Genomic DNA, 14554 nt, shown 5'->3' with positions numbered 1-14554 from the left:
ACAAAAAATATCGCTTTTGCGAGTGATGAACTGCTATCTAATCCAGCGAAATTGTGCCTCATGTGTTAGGATTGTAATGTTTACAAGCATTTGGAAAAGCAGCATGAATGAGAACCAAGTTGGATCTATCTATCAGCAAATGGATGAAGTGAAGGGCGCTGTCTCTGAAGTACTGAGCCTTGCAAAACAGCTCGGCGCGACCTCAGCTGAAGCCGCGATGAGCCGCACCTCAGGGTTGTCAGTAAGTACGCGTATGGGTGAAGTGGATACTATAGAATTCAATCAAGATGGCAGTTTGGGGATCAGTGTCTATGTTGGTAATCATAAAGGCTCAGCTTCGACAGCAGACTTGAGCGAGCATGCATTACGCTCGGTTGTTGCTAAAGCCATCGAAATTGCAAAGTACACCGCTGATGATGCCTGTAACGGTCTGGCAGACAAAGAGCTGATGGCGAAAGATATCCCTGATCTGGACCTCTATCACCCATGGGATCTGAATCCTCAACATGCAATTGAACAATGTGTTGAAGCTGAGAAGGCGGCCCTTGAATTTGACTCGCGAATCATAAATTCTGATGGGGCAAGTATCGCGTCCCATCAGGGATTGCGTGTTTATGGTAATAGTCACGGATTTATTGCTGGATTCCCTCGTACTCGGCATACACTCAGTACTATGGTCATTGGCCAAGAGGGTGAGATGATGCAAAGAGACTCTGCCTTTAGCATTTCTCGTGAGCACTCTCAGTTAAAAAGTGCCAAAGTGATCGGTATTGAAGCTGCACAGTCAACGTTGGCTAAATTAAACAGCCGAAAACTTTCAACCATGAAAGTGCCAGTGGTCTTTCGTGCTGACATTGCCAATAGCTTATTTGCTCATCTTGTTTCCGGCATTGGTGGCGGCGCTTTATATCGCAAGGCTAGCTTTTTGCTAGATTCGCTGGGGACGCAAGTGTTTAGCTCCTGTGTGAATATCCAAGAACGACCCCATTTGTTACAAGGCTTGGCATCGAGTCCGTTTGATAGTGAAGGCGTTTATACGCAGGACAGAGATATCATTGTGGGTGGTGAGCTGCAAACGTATTTATTGGCGAGCTATTCGGCGAGAAAATTAGGTATGCAGTCTACTGGGCATGCTGGCGGGATCCATAACTGGCTTGTACAGCACACACATGATGATTTGAAAGCGGTTCTAAAAGAAATGGGCACAGGGCTACTTGTCACTGAATTAATGGGCCAAGGGGTCAACACAGTAACGGGAGACTACTCTCGTGGTGCAGCAGGCTTTTGGGTTGAAAACGGCGAGATTCAGTACCCTGTGAGTGAAATTACCATTGCTGGAAACCTAAAAGACATGTTTCAGGCTATTCAAGCGATTGGTGCGGATGTCGAATTGCGCGGTGCGGTGCAAACTGGCTCTGTGCTTGTGGAGAGTATGCAGGTAGCTGGTCAATAGTATACACGGTGGTTTTTACTCTGCTTCATGTTCAGAGTAAAAACCACGTTGCTGTGCCCAAGAATGCAAAGATACCGACAATATCGGTGACAGTGGTGAGGACTACACTGCCAGCCAAAGCAGGGTCTATTTTCATTCTCTTTAAAATGAGTGGAATACTTGCACCAGCGATACCGGCAGCCACTAAGTTCATAAACATTGCAAAAGCGATGACAGCACCAAGTTTAAAATCCCATTGCCATAATGCCACCACGCCAGCGATGAGTAATGACCACAGGATCCCGTTTAAAGCGCCTATCGCGAGTTCTTTACCTAGTAAAAAGCGTTGGTTTGTTTGGTTTACATGACCAAGGGCAATACCACGGATTACCAAAGTCAAAGTTTGGCTGCCTGCTACTCCCCCCATGCTTGGTACAATACCATTCAGTACTGCTAGAATAGGTAAAATATCTAGTGTGCTCTCAAAAAAGCTGGCTACAAATGCGGCGAGTAAAGCGGTGAGCAGGTTGATGCCTAGCCAGATAGAGCGTCTTTGACTACTTTTCATCACAGGTGCGAAGGTATCTTCTTCATCTTCTAAACCTGCCATACTCAATAGACTGTGCTCGGCATCTTCTCTGATGACGTCTACAATATCATCGATTGTAATTCGCCCTAGTAGTTGACTCTTGTCGTCTACCACAGGCGCCGAAATCCAGTTGTGGCGTTCAAATAATTGAGCCACATCGCTTTCTTTCATAGAAACGGGAATCGTCTCTCGTTCTTCATTCATTAACTCTTCGACAAGTTTGTCGGGTGGATTGGTTAATAAAATGCCAAGTGGCAATGCACCTAAAAAATGGTTTTCTTTATCAACAACGTATAAATCGTCTGTACCCTGCGGCAATTCTTCTTTTAAGCGTAAATATCTTAATACAACATCGAGTGATACATCGGGCCGAATAGTGATTGCATCACTATTCATTAACGCCCCAGCAGAATCTTCGTCATAAGAAAGTGCAAGTGTTGCTCGCGCTCTGTCTTGGCTATCCATAGCGCTGATTACGTCTTGATAGACAGGATCAGGCAAGCTCCTCAATACTTCACCTAAGTCATCATCATCCATGTCCTCGGTTGCAGCGGCGATGAGCTCAGGTTCCATCTTGGCGATGATACTTAATCGTACATCTTCGGATAACTCTTCCAGTACATCCCCCTGAATATCGGGGTCAACGAGTTTCCAAAGTGTACTTCTAATCTTAAGTGGTGATGACTCAAGGAGTAGTGCTGTATCGCACGGAGGGATCTCTGCTAAGGTTTGCCTAACTTGAACAAACAGTCCACTGTTGATAGCTTTGGTGACTTGCTGCAATTGTTCCAGTGTATAGTCTTGTTCAACAACGTCTGGCATAGGCTTCCTAAGTAGTATTAGTTGTGCGTCAAATGTTCGTGTCTCATTGCGTTACAAATTAAGCTTGGGTTTATTAATCAGTAGCACAATAACTTTTCTGCAACTCTGCCATTTGTATGAAGCAACAATTCTATAAGATCATTGCTGTGAGGTTATGCAGGTTACATAATATTGGTTTGTATCAAAATCACTTAAACTCAAACAGTGTAAAGAGTTTTGTATAATGATTATAGCTGTTTAAATTAAAGTTATTATATAAGAGTTTGTACTTGCCCCACATCTTACCTGATCGTTTTTACCTAAAAATTATAAAAACAGGCTTTAAGTGATAGTGGTTAGCGATTATTCAGCTTCGTGAAATTTTTCTTCAATGAGGTTGCCAATTGCCAGTAATGCACCTTGTGCATCAGGTCCCGTACATTCAACTCGAACGGTTTTACCTTGGCTACTTTCTAATAGCAATAAGGCTAAGACACTATCACCAGGTGCGCTTTTTTCTCCCTGGTAAAGCGTTATTTGTGCATTAAACTGAGCAGATAGCTGGGCTAGAACTGTCGCAGCACGTGCGTGTAACCCCAGCTTGTTGCGTATTAAAAATGTATCTTCCCACTTTTGGGTCATCACTCTTGCTCTCTATGGCGAATTTTCACATTGGCATGAGTACGATTGAAACGCTCCCCTAGGGTTTGCGCTAGGTAAACAGAGCGATGTTGCCCACCAGTGCAACCAATAGCAACGGTCAGATAGCTGCGGTTATTTCGTTCTAAATGAGGTAGCCAAGTTTGCATAAAAGTTTGAATTTGCCAAATAAACTTTTGCACAATGCTGTGGCTAGATAAATAATCCTTAACGGGCTGGTCTAAGCCAGTCAATGGTTTTAGCTCTGGCTCCCAATGTGGATTAGGTAAAAAGCGGGCATCGAATACATAATCGGCTTCTTTTGGAATACCATGTTTAAATCCAAATGATTCAAAGGTGATGATCAGTTGCTTATCTTTTTGACCGAGAATCTTCTCTCTAACGCTTTCAGCTAACTGATGTACACTTAATTCGGTGGTATCGATAGATACATCAGCGCGACGTATCACCACATCCAATAGATTTCTTTCTTGCTTAATAGCTAAATCAAGCGGCAAGTCATTCAAGGATAATGGATGTAGCCGCCTTGTTTCAGAGAATCGCTTAATTAAAGTTTGGTCATCACAATCAAGGTAAAAAACACTCGGATTTGCGAAGCCTGGTAAGTACCCTAAAATGTCGTGAAATTCTTGTTGCTCTTTAGGGAGGTTTCGTACATCGATACTTACGGCAATTTTATCGTATCCGTCTGAGACACTTCGAACTAACGCGGGAAGCAGGTTAACCGGAATATTATCAGCGCAGTAATAGCCTAAATCTTCCAAGACTCGCAATGCAACTGATTTACCTGAACCAGAGCGACCACTGATAATAATGAGTTCCACGATTAATTCCTATTAATTGTCAAATTCAACAAGGACTTGGTACAGCTCGCTGTCGTTTTCAGCCTGTCGAATACGTTTACAAAACACTTTGTTTGTCAGTTTATCAGCGATGCTGGCTAAGGTCTCTAGGTGTTGTTTATTTTCACCATCTGGTACGATGAGTGCGACAAAAACGTCTACATCACGATCATCGTATGCGTCGAATGGAATGGCTTGCTGGTTGACGAGTATAATTGCCACAACTTTGCTAAGCCCAGACAATCTCCCATGCGGGATCGCGATACCTTTGCCAATACCTGTACTTCCCAACTTTTCACGATTTAGTAGTGCTTCAAGAATATCATGTTGATTGGAATCAGGAATTTTTTGTTGCGCCAGTTCGCTAATGTATTGAAGAATTCTTTTTTTGCTATTAAAAAGGACTGCAGCTTTGCTGCAGTCCTCGGAAATAAGTTCGCTAAGTTTCATGATTAGTGTCGAGTTAGCTTCTCTTTATGTTTAATAACTTGGCGATCTAGCTTATCAATTAGGCCGTCTATTGCTGCATACATATCTTTATGCTCTGTTGAGGCAAATAATTCGCCGCCATTGACGTGCAGTGTAGCTTCTGCTTTTTGTATGAGTTTCTCGACATCTAAAATGACATGAACATTATTAATGTGATCAAAATGCCTTTCCAGCTTCGCAAACTTACTCGTTACGTAGTCTCTTAATGAATCGGTAATTTCTACATGGCGACCAGTTAAATTTAGTTGCATAAGCATTTTTCCTTCTTTTGTTACGTCTATATCAAACTCTTACGCTGATTAGACGGTGGAATAGCCAAAGACTCTCGGTATTTGGCAATAGTACGTCTTGCCACCTTGATACCTTGATCAGCTAATACGTCGGCTATTTTGCTGTCACTCAGTGGTTTTGCTGAGTTTTCAGCTGCGATTAGCTTTTTGATAAGCGCTCTTATTGCTGTGGATGAGCACTCACCACCATTCTCAGTACTTACGTGGCTCGAGAAGAAGTATTTCAGTTCATATATGCCGCGAGGCGTGTGCATATATTTTTGTGTCGTTACACGAGAAATAGTCGACTCATGCATATCAACCATTTCAGCTACATCATTGAGGACCATAGGCCTCATCGCCTCAGGGCCATGTTCAAAGAATGCCTGTTGTTGCTGCACAATGCAATTAGTTACTTTCAATAATGTTTCATTTCTGCTTTCTAAACTTTTAATGAACCACTTAGCTTCTTGCAAATGTGAACGAATAAACTGGCTGTCACTGCTCGACTTTACTGAGCGAGACATGGCTGCATAATGATCATTAACTCTAATCTTGGGCATCGAATCAGGGTTCAATTCAACAACCCAGCGACCTTTCACTTTTTTTACAGAGACATCAGGTATCACATAGTCAGCTTCTTCCTGCACAATACTTGCTGCGGGTTTGGGATTCAAACTATGGATAAGTGTCATCACCTCTTTAAGCTCGGGCTCTTTAAGCTTGGTTTTTTTCATGATAGTACGGTAATCACGATTTGCTAAGAGATCGATATATTCTTCGATGACATGCTTGGTTTCTGTTAACCAAGGCGTATCTGCGGCAAATTGATTTAACTGTACAATCAAGCACTCCTGCAAACTACGTGCAGCAATACCCACCGGATCAAAGAGTTGAATACGCTTCAATACTGCTTCGACCTCATCCAGCTCAATAGGTTCCTGATCATTGTCAACATTCAAGCTCTCAACAATGTCTTCACATGCAACCGTTAAAATACCCGAGTCGTCAACGCCTTCAACTATTGAAAGTGCAATCAGTCTATCGGTTGCACTAAACGGTGTCAGTTCAAGTTGCCACATGAGGTATTCTTGAAGGCTTTCGGTCGTCTTACCTTGATAAATACTTTCGTCTTCAGGCATTGGCCCTGATGAGCTCACTGGCGCAGCGCTAATATATTCATCCCAGGTAACGTCCATCGCCATTTCATCGCTTAGCGTTTCCTTATTGAGTGCCGTGTCGGTATCTTGCTCATATTCGCTGGATGGCGTCTCTATGCTATCGTCGATATTTGAATCAGTTTTTTCAGTACTTTGTTGTTCGTTGGTTTTGTTCAGACCGTTGTCAAAAGATTCTGCTTCGTTTTCTTCTACTTCCAATAAAGGATTGCTGTCCAGCGCTTCTTGGATCTCTTGCTGGAGATCTAACGTACTCAATTGCAGCAGGCGAATTGCCTGTTGCAGTTGTGGTGTCATTGTTAATTGCTGCCCCATGCGCAGCTGTAGCGATTGCCTCATGTATCTCTAACAATCCTTTTTCGTTGTTACGCTTGTTCTTAACTATAGCCTGAATTGTTCGCCTAAGTAGACATCTCGGACAGTTTGATCCGCTAAAACATGTTCAGGGCTACCTGATGCAATCAATTCACCGTGTGAGACAATATAAGCTTTTTCGCATACATCTAAAGTTTCTCTTACATTGTGGTCAGTTATAAGCACACCAATGCCACGGTTTTTCAAATGCTCGATAATTTTCTTTATATCTATCACTGAAATGGGATCAACGCCAGCAAAAGGCTCATCTAATAGAATAAATTTTGGATCAGCGGCTAATGCGCGCGCAATTTCTACCCTACGACGTTCACCACCAGACAAAGCCATTCCTAAACTTGTCCGTATATGTTGAATATTAAATTCGTCTAATAACTCGTTCAATGTCTCTTCACGTTGTGCACGATTGAGCTCTTTGCGAGTTTCTAAAATAGCCATTAAGTTCTGATAGACAGTGAGCTTTCTAAAGATAGATGATTCTTGAGGTAGGTAACCAATCCCTAACCTTGCTCGGCTGTGCATTGGCAGTAATGTGATATCTTGATCGTCTATTTGAATACTGCCCTTATCACTGGGAACTAAGCCAACAATCATGTAAAAGGTGGTGGTTTTACCCGCGCCATTTGGCCCAAGCAAACCTACAATACTGCCTGCTTTTACACTCAGCTCAACGTTTTTTACAACTTGTCTGCCTTTATAGCTTTTAGCTAGGGCAATGGCCTTGAGTGTACTCACGGTTGTTCCTCATTTGTTTCTTTCTTATCATCGACCGGTAATAGCACGGTTCTTACGCGTTTGCCTTCTTGATCAGAACGTTGAGCGCTGATCAGTTGCTTGTCCATATCGTAGCGTATTTCTTGAGCTGATATCTTTTGGCCAGCTTGGCTGATTTCGGCGTTACCTTTAATCGTTAATAGTTTGTTGGCAACATCGTAGCGCACTTCTTTGGCGCTCGCTTTGAGAATACTGCCATCGGCCTGCTGTTCTTGAAATATGGCAGGGTCCCCAGTTGCCACTAAAAGCTGTTTATTGTCACCCAGCTCTTCTCTGCGGTGCACTTCTAATCGGTCAGCTGTGATTTTACGAGAACCATGAATGATCTCTACGTTGTCTTCAAATACGCCGATATTTGTCTGCAGCTGTGCCTGCTGCTTTCCGGAGCTGATAATAACCTGCTCAGGCGATGTGTTGGCAACAGCACTTTGCGCTAGAAGTCCTACAGAACACGCAAATAAGATTGTGGCACTCAGTTTATTGCTTATCATAAATCGTTTCAGTATGGTTGATTAATTCAATGACCTCAGTATTGAGGTCGGCTGTTAGGCCCTTGCCTGTGATCGTTACATTTGGCCCTGTAATGACGACTGGTTGTTCAGAGCGCATGACTCGATTGGTAATTTCTAAGCGTAAATTGTCAGCATTAATATGCGTGATCATTGCTGCTGGCATCAAGTTTGTTGCCGTCACATTACCCTCTAAAATCAGCGTATCGTTTTCATACAAGGTTGCTTCTTTTGCTTCTAGTTGCCAGTTGTGTTGGCCGTTATGAAGCACAAAAATAGGCGCTTCAAAATGGCTAAAGCCTAATTCTTGATACAGTTCCATTCTCTGGGCGGTGATTTGGTAGCTTAGTTGTCCATTTTCAGCAAAAGACGTCTGTTTCAAGTCAACAGCAACATAGTCTGGTTTAGCGATTGCTTCTTCTTTGGAAGTCGCCAGCTTATCTTGCTGTGTGATATATGGGTACCACAACCATAGCATCATGACACCGAATACTATGAGTAATATGACCCGCAAATTGGTCATGTGCTACTACCTTTCGAGAGTAATTCTTTCCCCTGACTAAGCATGAGCAGATCGGTTAACTCTCTGACTGCCCCAAACCCGCCCGGTAGCATTGTCGTGTAATGGGCTAATTGCTTCACTAGCGGATGTGCATCAGCGACGGCAACGGCAAAACCGACCAACTGCATCACAGGGATGTCGGGTCCATCATCGCCAATATAGGCGATTTGTGCATCTTCTAATCCGAGCGTGCTTTTTAATTCTTCATAAGCAGCAACTTTGTCTTCTTGCCCTTGATAGATATGTTTAACATTTAAGCTAGTCATACGTTGCTTAACTATTTCTGAATGGCGCCCAGTGATCACTGCAACTTCAACACCTGAATCAATGAGTGCTTTAATGCCAAAGCCATCTTTGGTGTTGAATGCTTTCAACTCTTCGCCTTGATTACCAAGGTAGATACGCCCATCTGAAAAAACGCCGTCTATATCGCAAATTAAAAGTTTAATCGCTTTTGATTTATCCGTCGTTTGTTGCGTAATTGGTTGGTATAAGTCACTAAAGTGCATGCTACAGGACCCCCGCACGTAATAAGTCTTGAGTATTGAGGGCACCGATGGGGTGGTTGTCATTATCTATCACTATCAGGCCGTTAATTCGTTTCTTTTCCATGATGTTAAGAGCTTCGGCAGCTAACATGTCTGGCATGGCTGTAGTACAGCAGATAGTCATGACTGAATCAATGGTATCATTATGCAAGTCTATTTTTTGCTCAATCACACGACGTAAGTCCCCATCAGTAAACAAGCCGCTTAGTTTACCTTGCTCATCAACAATTGCAGTCATCCCCAGTCCTTTTGCAGACATTTCAAAGAGTGCTTCTTTTATTGAGCTGCCCATGGGGGTTATTGGGATATCCGATTTCGTATGCATGATATCTGCAAGCGTAAGCAAAAGGCGTTTACCTAAACTGCCTCCTGGGTGAGAGAGTGCAAAGTCGTCAGCTGTGAATCCCCTTGCCTCCAGCAGCGCGACAGCCAAAGCATCACCCATTGCAAGTGTTGCGGTGGTACTGGCTGTTGGTGCCAGCCCTAAAGGGCAAGCCTCTTGAGAGACTTTGATGCACAAGTGAATGTCGGCAAGTTGCGCCATTGTCGATTGATCATTACCCGTCATACTAATGACCTGTGCGCCAATTCGTTTGATAATAGGAATAATGCCAACGACCTCACCGGTTTCCCCTGAGTTCGACAACATCAATACCACATCGTCAGCAGTTATCATCCCCAAGTCACCATGACTGGCTTCTCCCGGATGCACAAAAAATGAGGGGGTGCCTGTACTGGCCAGTGTGGCAGCAATTTTATTGCCAACATGGCCTGATTTACCCATGCCTATAACGATCACTCTGCCTTTGCAATCCATCATTAGATCACAAGCAGAGACAAAATTGTTATCAATAAATTGCTCGAGTTCAAGTAACGCTTGTTGTTCTATTTTTAAAACGCGCTTAGCAGTTTCGACAAATGACGGTTTTTTCATTTCAAACACCTAAATGATCATGTACATATAGCCCATGAAAGCGGCTAAAAGTAAGCCCCCTTCAAAGCGATTGATTTGTCGTTTTCCTTTGAAATTAAGACTCATTAGAATGAGTGCAGCCGTTGCTCCAAGCATGACAAAAATATCTCGGCCTGAAATATTCAGGTCTAATTGCGCAGGGTTGAGAAGACCAGCGATAGACAATACTGCCAAGATATTAAAAATGTTTGAGCCAATGATATTTCCAAGCGCCAGATCATCTTCTTTTTTCAGCACGCCCGCAACGCAGGCGGCAAGTTCAGGTAAGCTCGTTCCAATCGCGATAATAGTCAAACCAATCAACAAATCACTCATACCAAAGAATTTAGCGATATCAACGGCGGCATCCACTAAGAAATCTGCACTGATAGGAAGCACTATCATACCGACTATAAGCCAAAAAACCGCTTTGCCTGTTGGCACGTTGTTAGGCACTTCATCACAGGCTTCCGAAACCAGTGGGTCTTCCTCTGCCGCATGGCTGCTTTTCTTGGTTATATATATCAAGCTTAAAATAAACAAAGCAAAACCGGCTAAGAGCACGGCACCTTCAAAGGCGCTGAAATAATTGTCACTGACTATATACCACGCACCAAGGGATACGATTACCAACAAGGGCATTTCCCTTCTCAGAATACCAGAGCCAACCGCCAAAGGGCGCAAAAGTGCAGTGATCCCAAGCACTAAAAAGATGTTGGCAATGTTCGAACCTACGGCATTACCGACGGCGGTGTCTGTTTTATCTGATAAAGCTGCTTGTGCGGCAACCATCATCTCTGGGGCAGACGAGCCCATTGCAACTATCGTCAGACCAACAATCAAGGTAGGAACACCAAGGTTTTTTGCTAACGCTGCAGCCCCAAAAACAAATCTGTCTGCGCTCCACACTAGCGCTATAAAACCTAAGATAAGAATGACAAAAGATAAAACCATGAAGCCTATGCCGAGTAACTTAATTAAAGTGCGACAAATATTATCAAATGCAATATCAAATGTATAAATAATCTCGAATTAGATGTGTTTTGTCGTAGCGTTGTGGCGTGCTTAGTGGCATTTGTGAAGCCCTTTAACAAATTCAATTACAAAATTTTACCAATTTGCATTTTCCTTCTTGTGGTAAAAAAAAGTATTATTCATCAATTGGTGAAATCGATATATGGAGAGCGACTTGTCGCAGTCAATCGTTGAAGTCAAGGATGTAACCTTTTCTCGTGGTGATAGAGTCATATACAAAAATATGAGCTTTTCAGTACCAAAGGGTAAAATTACAGCCATCATGGGGCCAAGTGGTATTGGTAAAACCACCATGTTGCGTCTGATAGGTGGACAACTTCGTCCAGATAGTGGTGATATCACTTTTCAAGGTACTAGTGTGCCTGCGATGTCCCGTACAGAGCTTTATCAGGCACGCAAACAAATGAGCATGCTGTTTCAAAGTGGTGCGCTTTTTACGGAACTGTCGGTATTTGATAATGTGGCATTCCCTTTAAGAGAGCATACTCAACTCAGTGAAGATTTAATTAGATTAATCGTTTTAATGAAGCTTCAAGCTGTTGGATTGCGCGGAGCCCGAGACCTCATGCCCTCTGAGCTATCAGGTGGCATGGCAAGGCGGGCAGCTTTGGCTCGTTCAATTGCGTTAGACCCAGAACTAATCATGTACGATGAGCCATTTGCTGGCCAAGACCCTATCTCAATGGGCGTGCTGGTGCGTATGATCAAATCATTAAATGAAGTACTTGGGTTGTCTTCATTGATCGTAACCCATGATGTCACTGAAGTACTCAGTATTGCAGATCATGTGGTTATTATTGCTGAACAAGGTGTCATTGGCAGTGGTTCACCAGAAGAGATGCTGGCTCACAGCTCTCCATTGGTGCAGCAATTTCTGCAAGGGCTGGCCGATGGTCCTGTCCCATTCCATTTTAATGCTGCGCCATACGAAGAAGAGTTATTGAGTGGAGATTCGCAGTGTTAGATTTATTACAAAAGATAGGCCACAAAACGCTCAGCCGCTTTGCATCTATTGGTAGAGCAACACAAATGCTACTTGGTGCGTTGTTAAATGTACCAAATTTACGCAAAGGCACACCGTTGTTGATCAAACAGCTGTATATGGTGGGCCATCAGTCTTTACTCATTATTATGGTATCGGGCCTATTTATTGGCATGGTACTCGCGCTACAAGGCTATACCGTACTTGTTGGTTATGGTGCCGAAGATAGTTTAGGGCCATTGGTGGCTTTGAGTTTATTACGAGAACTTGGTCCTGTGGTAACCGCTCTGCTATTCGCTGGGCGTGCAGGTAGTGCACTTACTGCAGAGATCGGCTTAATGAAAGCGACAGAGCAGCTTTCCAGCTTAGAAATGATGGCCGTAGACCCGCTTAAAAGGGTTGTTGCACCCCGATTTTGGGCCGGTTTTATCAGTATGCCGTTATTGGCACTTATTTTCTCAGCGGTCGCTATATTAGGTGCGCATTTGGTTGGGGTAGATTGGTTGGGTGTTGACTCCGGAAGCTTTTGGTCGATTATGCAGTCTCAAGTTTCTCTGCAGCAAGACATCATGAATGGTCTGATTAAGAGTTTTGTATTTGCGTTAATCGTGACGTGGATTGCGTTATATAAAGGGTATGACTGTATCCCAACTTCAGAGGGGATCAGTAAAGCAACAACGGAGACCGTTGTGCACTCTTCACTGGCTGTTTTAGGGTTCGACTTTGTACTAACAGCTGTGATGTTTTCTAGTTAAGGGTTTTGGGTAATGAATACACGGAAAATTGAAATTTTAGTGGGCTTATTTGTGGCTCTAGGTGTTGCGGCATTTGTTATGCTTGCAATGAAGGTCGCTAATGCGGGTATAAGCGGCAATGGCGAAACATATACGTTACAGGCGAAATTTGACAATATTGGTTCACTGAAAACACGTGCCCCGATTAAAGTGGGTGGTGTTGTGATTGGTAGAGTCGATGGCATTCAAATTCACCCTGAAGAGTTTGTGCCTGTTGTCAGCATGAGCATCAATCAAACATACGAGTGTCAGTTTTCGGACACAACGTCAGTCTCGATATTAACTTCAGGTATTTTAGGTGAGCAGTACTTGGGTATTTCACCGGTCATTGCGTCAGAGTCGGCAAAACAGTCATGTTTAGGTAATGAGGTTGTCAATCAGGAAGAAATGGATTTAGATGATTTGTTTGGCGTTGAAAGCAAAGCCTTGAAAAACGGTGACATGATCACGGATACCAAATCAGCGCTTGTACTTGAAGAGCTCATCGGTCAGTTTTTGTTTAATCAGGGAAGTGAGTAAAGCATCATGATTAAGAATTATAGTTTAGTAATCGCATCGCTATTTGCGGTGTTACTTTGGTCTCAAACTGCAAAAGCAGAACAAGTTGATTTAAGTGACCCATATAAAATGGTACAGCAAGTCGCTGATAATACTTTCAAGCGTGTCGCAAGGGATCAGGCGATTATCACCAAAGACAAAGAGCACCTAAGGCTTATCGTTGAGCAGGAATTGTTACCTTACATTGACTACAAGTATGCAGCTTACCGTGTCTTAGGTAGTTATATTCAGAAAGTGCGCACCATTAAAGATAAAAAGGAAAAACAGCAAGCCGTACAGCACATCAAGGAGTTTATCAAAGTATTTAGAGCCTACCTCGTTGCAACTTACGCTGGTGTCTTTACACAATACACGGACCAAAAAGTAGAATTTGAAGCACCTCGTGCTATCGGCGCGCAATCTGTTGCGACTGTGAAAACTAAAATTGTTGAGGACGGTAAGCCGGATATCAAAATAGATTTCAAAGTGCGTAAAGACAAAAATGGCGAATGGCGTGCATTTGATATGATGGCTGAGGGCATTAGTTTGTTGGATGCAAAGCAAAGTGAGCTTCACGGTATTTTACGTCAACAAGGTATCGAGCACGTGATTACCCTATTAGACAAGAAAAGTAAGTTGCCAGTGCAGTTTAGAGGGGATGATGGCAATGCCTAATCTGCAGTTTAATAAGGTAGCCGAAGACACTGTCGCGGTAACGGGGGAATTGACTCGTGATACCTTGGTAAATGAATCACTTCTTAATCAATTGTTAGAAAATGCGCAGTCAGTGCTCTATTTTGACCTTTGTGAGGTCTCAAGGGTTGACACCGCGGGTTTAGCTTGGTTAATTCACTCTTTAGGCAAATTAAAACGACAAGGTGTACGCCTTGAGTTGAAAAATAGACCTGAACAATTACAAAATTTAATGGAATTGGGGCAGGTCACAAACTTATTTGAGTGAGTCCAATGGAAACTAATCAAGTCGAAACTGTGTTACAAGAATCTTTGACCTTAGAAGAGGTAAAAGTGAAAGCCAATGGTAGTCATTATGAAGTGATTGCGGTTGGAGAATGTTTTGATGGATTAAGACGTGTTAAAAGGGAGCAAATGGTATACGCACCTTTGATGGAAGTCATCAAAGACGGAACCATTCATGCTGTTAGTATCAAGGCATTTACTCCAAGCGAGTGGCAACGCGAACAAAAATTCATTTTGCCACAATAAGTAGG

Annotated in this window: 19 protein-coding genes; 7 read left to right on the top strand and 12 right to left on the bottom strand. The window is 43.1% G+C overall.

The window, feature by feature from the left end; translation table 11 throughout:
* The first annotated feature begins 103 nt into the window (after positions 1-103).
* Complete coding sequence (pmbA, locus tag A7985_RS17695) at positions 104-1453, top strand: metalloprotease PmbA (protein ID WP_065791810.1); 1350 nt, start codon at positions 104-106, stop codon at positions 1451-1453.
* 31 nt (positions 1454-1484) lie between these two features.
* Here pmbA and mgtE read toward each other — a convergent pair whose 3' ends face one another.
* The 12 genes from mgtE to A7985_RS17635 form a co-directional block, all read right to left on the bottom strand.
* Positions 1485-2843, bottom strand: a complete 1359-nt coding sequence (gene mgtE, locus A7985_RS17690) for a magnesium transporter (RefSeq protein ID WP_065791734.1) — start codon at positions 2841-2843, stop codon at positions 1485-1487.
* Between the two features lie 342 nt (positions 2844-3185).
* Positions 3186-3464: an HPr family phosphocarrier protein gene (locus tag A7985_RS17685; RefSeq protein ID WP_065791733.1), complete on the bottom strand. Its 279-nt coding sequence runs from the start codon at positions 3462-3464 to the stop codon at positions 3186-3188.
* Positions 3464-4306, bottom strand: a complete 843-nt coding sequence (rapZ, locus tag A7985_RS17680) for an RNase adapter RapZ (protein ID WP_065791732.1) — start codon at positions 4304-4306, stop codon at positions 3464-3466. Before rapZ ends, A7985_RS17685 begins: the two co-directional genes overlap by 1 nt.
* Positions 4307-4318: 12 nt before the next feature.
* Positions 4319-4774, bottom strand: coding sequence for a PTS IIA-like nitrogen regulatory protein PtsN (gene ptsN, locus A7985_RS17675; protein WP_065791731.1), 456 nt, complete (start codon positions 4772-4774; stop codon positions 4319-4321).
* Between the two features lie 2 nt (positions 4775-4776).
* Positions 4777-5064, bottom strand: a complete 288-nt coding sequence (gene hpf, locus A7985_RS17670) for a ribosome hibernation promoting factor (RefSeq protein WP_023397244.1) — start codon at positions 5062-5064, stop codon at positions 4777-4779.
* A gap of 26 nt (positions 5065-5090) precedes the next feature.
* Positions 5091-6599 (bottom strand): RNA polymerase factor sigma-54, encoded by a 1509-nt coding sequence (locus A7985_RS17665; protein ID WP_065791730.1) that lies wholly within the window; start codon positions 6597-6599, stop codon positions 5091-5093.
* A 42-nt stretch (positions 6600-6641) separates the two neighbouring features.
* Positions 6642-7367 (bottom strand): LPS export ABC transporter ATP-binding protein, encoded by a 726-nt coding sequence (gene lptB, locus A7985_RS17660; protein WP_065791729.1) that lies wholly within the window; start codon positions 7365-7367, stop codon positions 6642-6644.
* Positions 7364-7897 carry a lipopolysaccharide transport periplasmic protein LptA gene (gene lptA / locus A7985_RS17655; RefSeq protein ID WP_176716765.1) on the bottom strand — a complete coding sequence of 178 codons (534 nt, stop codon included), beginning with the start codon at positions 7895-7897 and terminating at the stop codon, positions 7364-7366. The genes lptB and lptA overlap by 4 nt, the downstream gene beginning before the upstream one ends.
* Positions 7884-8438, bottom strand: a complete 555-nt coding sequence (lptC, locus tag A7985_RS17650) for an LPS export ABC transporter periplasmic protein LptC (protein WP_065791728.1) — start codon at positions 8436-8438, stop codon at positions 7884-7886. The genes lptA and lptC overlap by 14 nt, the downstream gene beginning before the upstream one ends.
* Positions 8435-8986: a 3-deoxy-manno-octulosonate-8-phosphatase KdsC gene (gene kdsC / locus A7985_RS17645; protein WP_065791727.1), complete on the bottom strand. Its 552-nt coding sequence runs from the start codon at positions 8984-8986 to the stop codon at positions 8435-8437. Before kdsC ends, lptC begins: the two co-directional genes overlap by 4 nt.
* Position 8987: 1 nt before the next feature.
* Positions 8988-9959, bottom strand: coding sequence for a KpsF/GutQ family sugar-phosphate isomerase (locus tag A7985_RS17640; protein WP_065791726.1), 972 nt, complete (start codon positions 9957-9959; stop codon positions 8988-8990).
* Between the two features lie 9 nt (positions 9960-9968).
* The gene (locus A7985_RS17635) at positions 9969-10931 is read right to left on the bottom strand and encodes a calcium/sodium antiporter (RefSeq protein WP_065791725.1); all 963 of its coding nucleotides are present in this window, start codon (positions 10929-10931) and stop codon (positions 9969-9971) included.
* Between the two features lie 223 nt (positions 10932-11154).
* On the opposite strand from A7985_RS17635, the gene A7985_RS17630 reads away from it, so the two are divergent.
* Genes A7985_RS17630 through A7985_RS17605 form a run of 6 tightly spaced genes read left to right on the top strand, consistent with a single transcriptional unit; the run spans position 11155 to position 14549 of the window.
* Complete coding sequence (locus A7985_RS17630; protein WP_065791724.1) at positions 11155-11976, top strand: ATP-binding cassette domain-containing protein; 822 nt, start codon at positions 11155-11157, stop codon at positions 11974-11976.
* Entirely contained in the window at positions 11970-12749 is a 780-nt protein-coding gene (mlaE, locus tag A7985_RS17625) for a lipid asymmetry maintenance ABC transporter permease subunit MlaE (protein WP_065791723.1), read from the top strand. Before A7985_RS17630 ends, mlaE begins: the two co-directional genes overlap by 7 nt.
* 12 nt (positions 12750-12761) lie before the next feature.
* Positions 12762-13307 (top strand): outer membrane lipid asymmetry maintenance protein MlaD, encoded by a 546-nt coding sequence (gene mlaD / locus A7985_RS17620; RefSeq protein ID WP_065791722.1) that lies wholly within the window; start codon positions 12762-12764, stop codon positions 13305-13307.
* A 6-nt stretch (positions 13308-13313) separates the two neighbouring features.
* Positions 13314-14000 (top strand): MlaC/ttg2D family ABC transporter substrate-binding protein, encoded by a 687-nt coding sequence (locus tag A7985_RS17615; protein WP_065791721.1) that lies wholly within the window; start codon positions 13314-13316, stop codon positions 13998-14000.
* Positions 13993-14286, top strand: coding sequence for an STAS domain-containing protein (locus tag A7985_RS17610; RefSeq protein ID WP_065791808.1), 294 nt, complete (start codon positions 13993-13995; stop codon positions 14284-14286). Before A7985_RS17615 ends, A7985_RS17610 begins: the two co-directional genes overlap by 8 nt.
* 5 nt (positions 14287-14291) lie before the next feature.
* Positions 14292-14549, top strand: a complete 258-nt coding sequence (locus A7985_RS17605; RefSeq protein ID WP_063376220.1) for a BolA family protein — start codon at positions 14292-14294, stop codon at positions 14547-14549.
* Positions 14550-14554: the final 5 nt, after the last annotated feature.

The organism is Pseudoalteromonas luteoviolacea, assembly GCF_001696455.1.
GTDB classification, from domain to species: domain Bacteria; phylum Pseudomonadota; class Gammaproteobacteria; order Enterobacterales; family Alteromonadaceae; genus Pseudoalteromonas; species Pseudoalteromonas luteoviolacea_C.
Note: the sequence above shows the minus strand (reverse complement) of the source record. Positions and strands in the feature narration are given on the sequence as shown.

What these genes read in the sequence shown, in the direction of transcription:
- ptsN (WP_065791731.1), bottom strand. Translation starts at nt 4,774, where the DNA reads ATGAAACTTAGCGAACTTATTTCCGAGGACTGCAGCAAAGCTGCAGTC.
- A7985_RS17615 (WP_065791721.1), top strand. Translation starts at nt 13,314, where the DNA reads ATGATTAAGAATTATAGTTTAGTAATCGCATCGCTATTTGCGGTGTTA.
- A7985_RS17610 (WP_065791808.1), top strand. Translation starts at nt 13,993, where the DNA reads ATGCCTAATCTGCAGTTTAATAAGGTAGCCGAAGACACTGTCGCGGTA.
- hpf (WP_023397244.1), bottom strand. Translation starts at nt 5,064, where the DNA reads ATGCAACTAAATTTAACTGGTCGCCATGTAGAAATTACCGATTCATTA.
- lptC (WP_065791728.1), bottom strand. Translation starts at nt 8,438, where the DNA reads ATGACCAATTTGCGGGTCATATTACTCATAGTATTCGGTGTCATGATG.
- A7985_RS17630 (WP_065791724.1), top strand. Translation starts at nt 11,155, where the DNA reads ATGGAGAGCGACTTGTCGCAGTCAATCGTTGAAGTCAAGGATGTAACC.
- A7985_RS17665 (WP_065791730.1), bottom strand. Translation starts at nt 6,599, where the DNA reads ATGAGGCAATCGCTACAGCTGCGCATGGGGCAGCAATTAACAATGACA.
- A7985_RS17635 (WP_065791725.1), bottom strand. Translation starts at nt 10,931, where the DNA reads ATGGTTTTATCTTTTGTCATTCTTATCTTAGGTTTTATAGCGCTAGTG.
- lptA (WP_176716765.1), bottom strand. Translation starts at nt 7,897, where the DNA reads ATGATAAGCAATAAACTGAGTGCCACAATCTTATTTGCGTGTTCTGTA.
- pmbA (WP_065791810.1), top strand. Translation starts at nt 104, where the DNA reads ATGAATGAGAACCAAGTTGGATCTATCTATCAGCAAATGGATGAAGTG.
- mlaD (WP_065791722.1), top strand. Translation starts at nt 12,762, where the DNA reads ATGAATACACGGAAAATTGAAATTTTAGTGGGCTTATTTGTGGCTCTA.
- A7985_RS17605 (WP_063376220.1), top strand. Translation starts at nt 14,292, where the DNA reads ATGGAAACTAATCAAGTCGAAACTGTGTTACAAGAATCTTTGACCTTA.
- A7985_RS17640 (WP_065791726.1), bottom strand. Translation starts at nt 9,959, where the DNA reads ATGAAAAAACCGTCATTTGTCGAAACTGCTAAGCGCGTTTTAAAAATA.
- kdsC (WP_065791727.1), bottom strand. Translation starts at nt 8,986, where the DNA reads ATGCACTTTAGTGACTTATACCAACCAATTACGCAACAAACGACGGAT.
- A7985_RS17685 (WP_065791733.1), bottom strand. Translation starts at nt 3,464, where the DNA reads ATGACCCAAAAGTGGGAAGATACATTTTTAATACGCAACAAGCTGGGG.
- mgtE (WP_065791734.1), bottom strand. Translation starts at nt 2,843, where the DNA reads ATGCCAGACGTTGTTGAACAAGACTATACACTGGAACAATTGCAGCAA.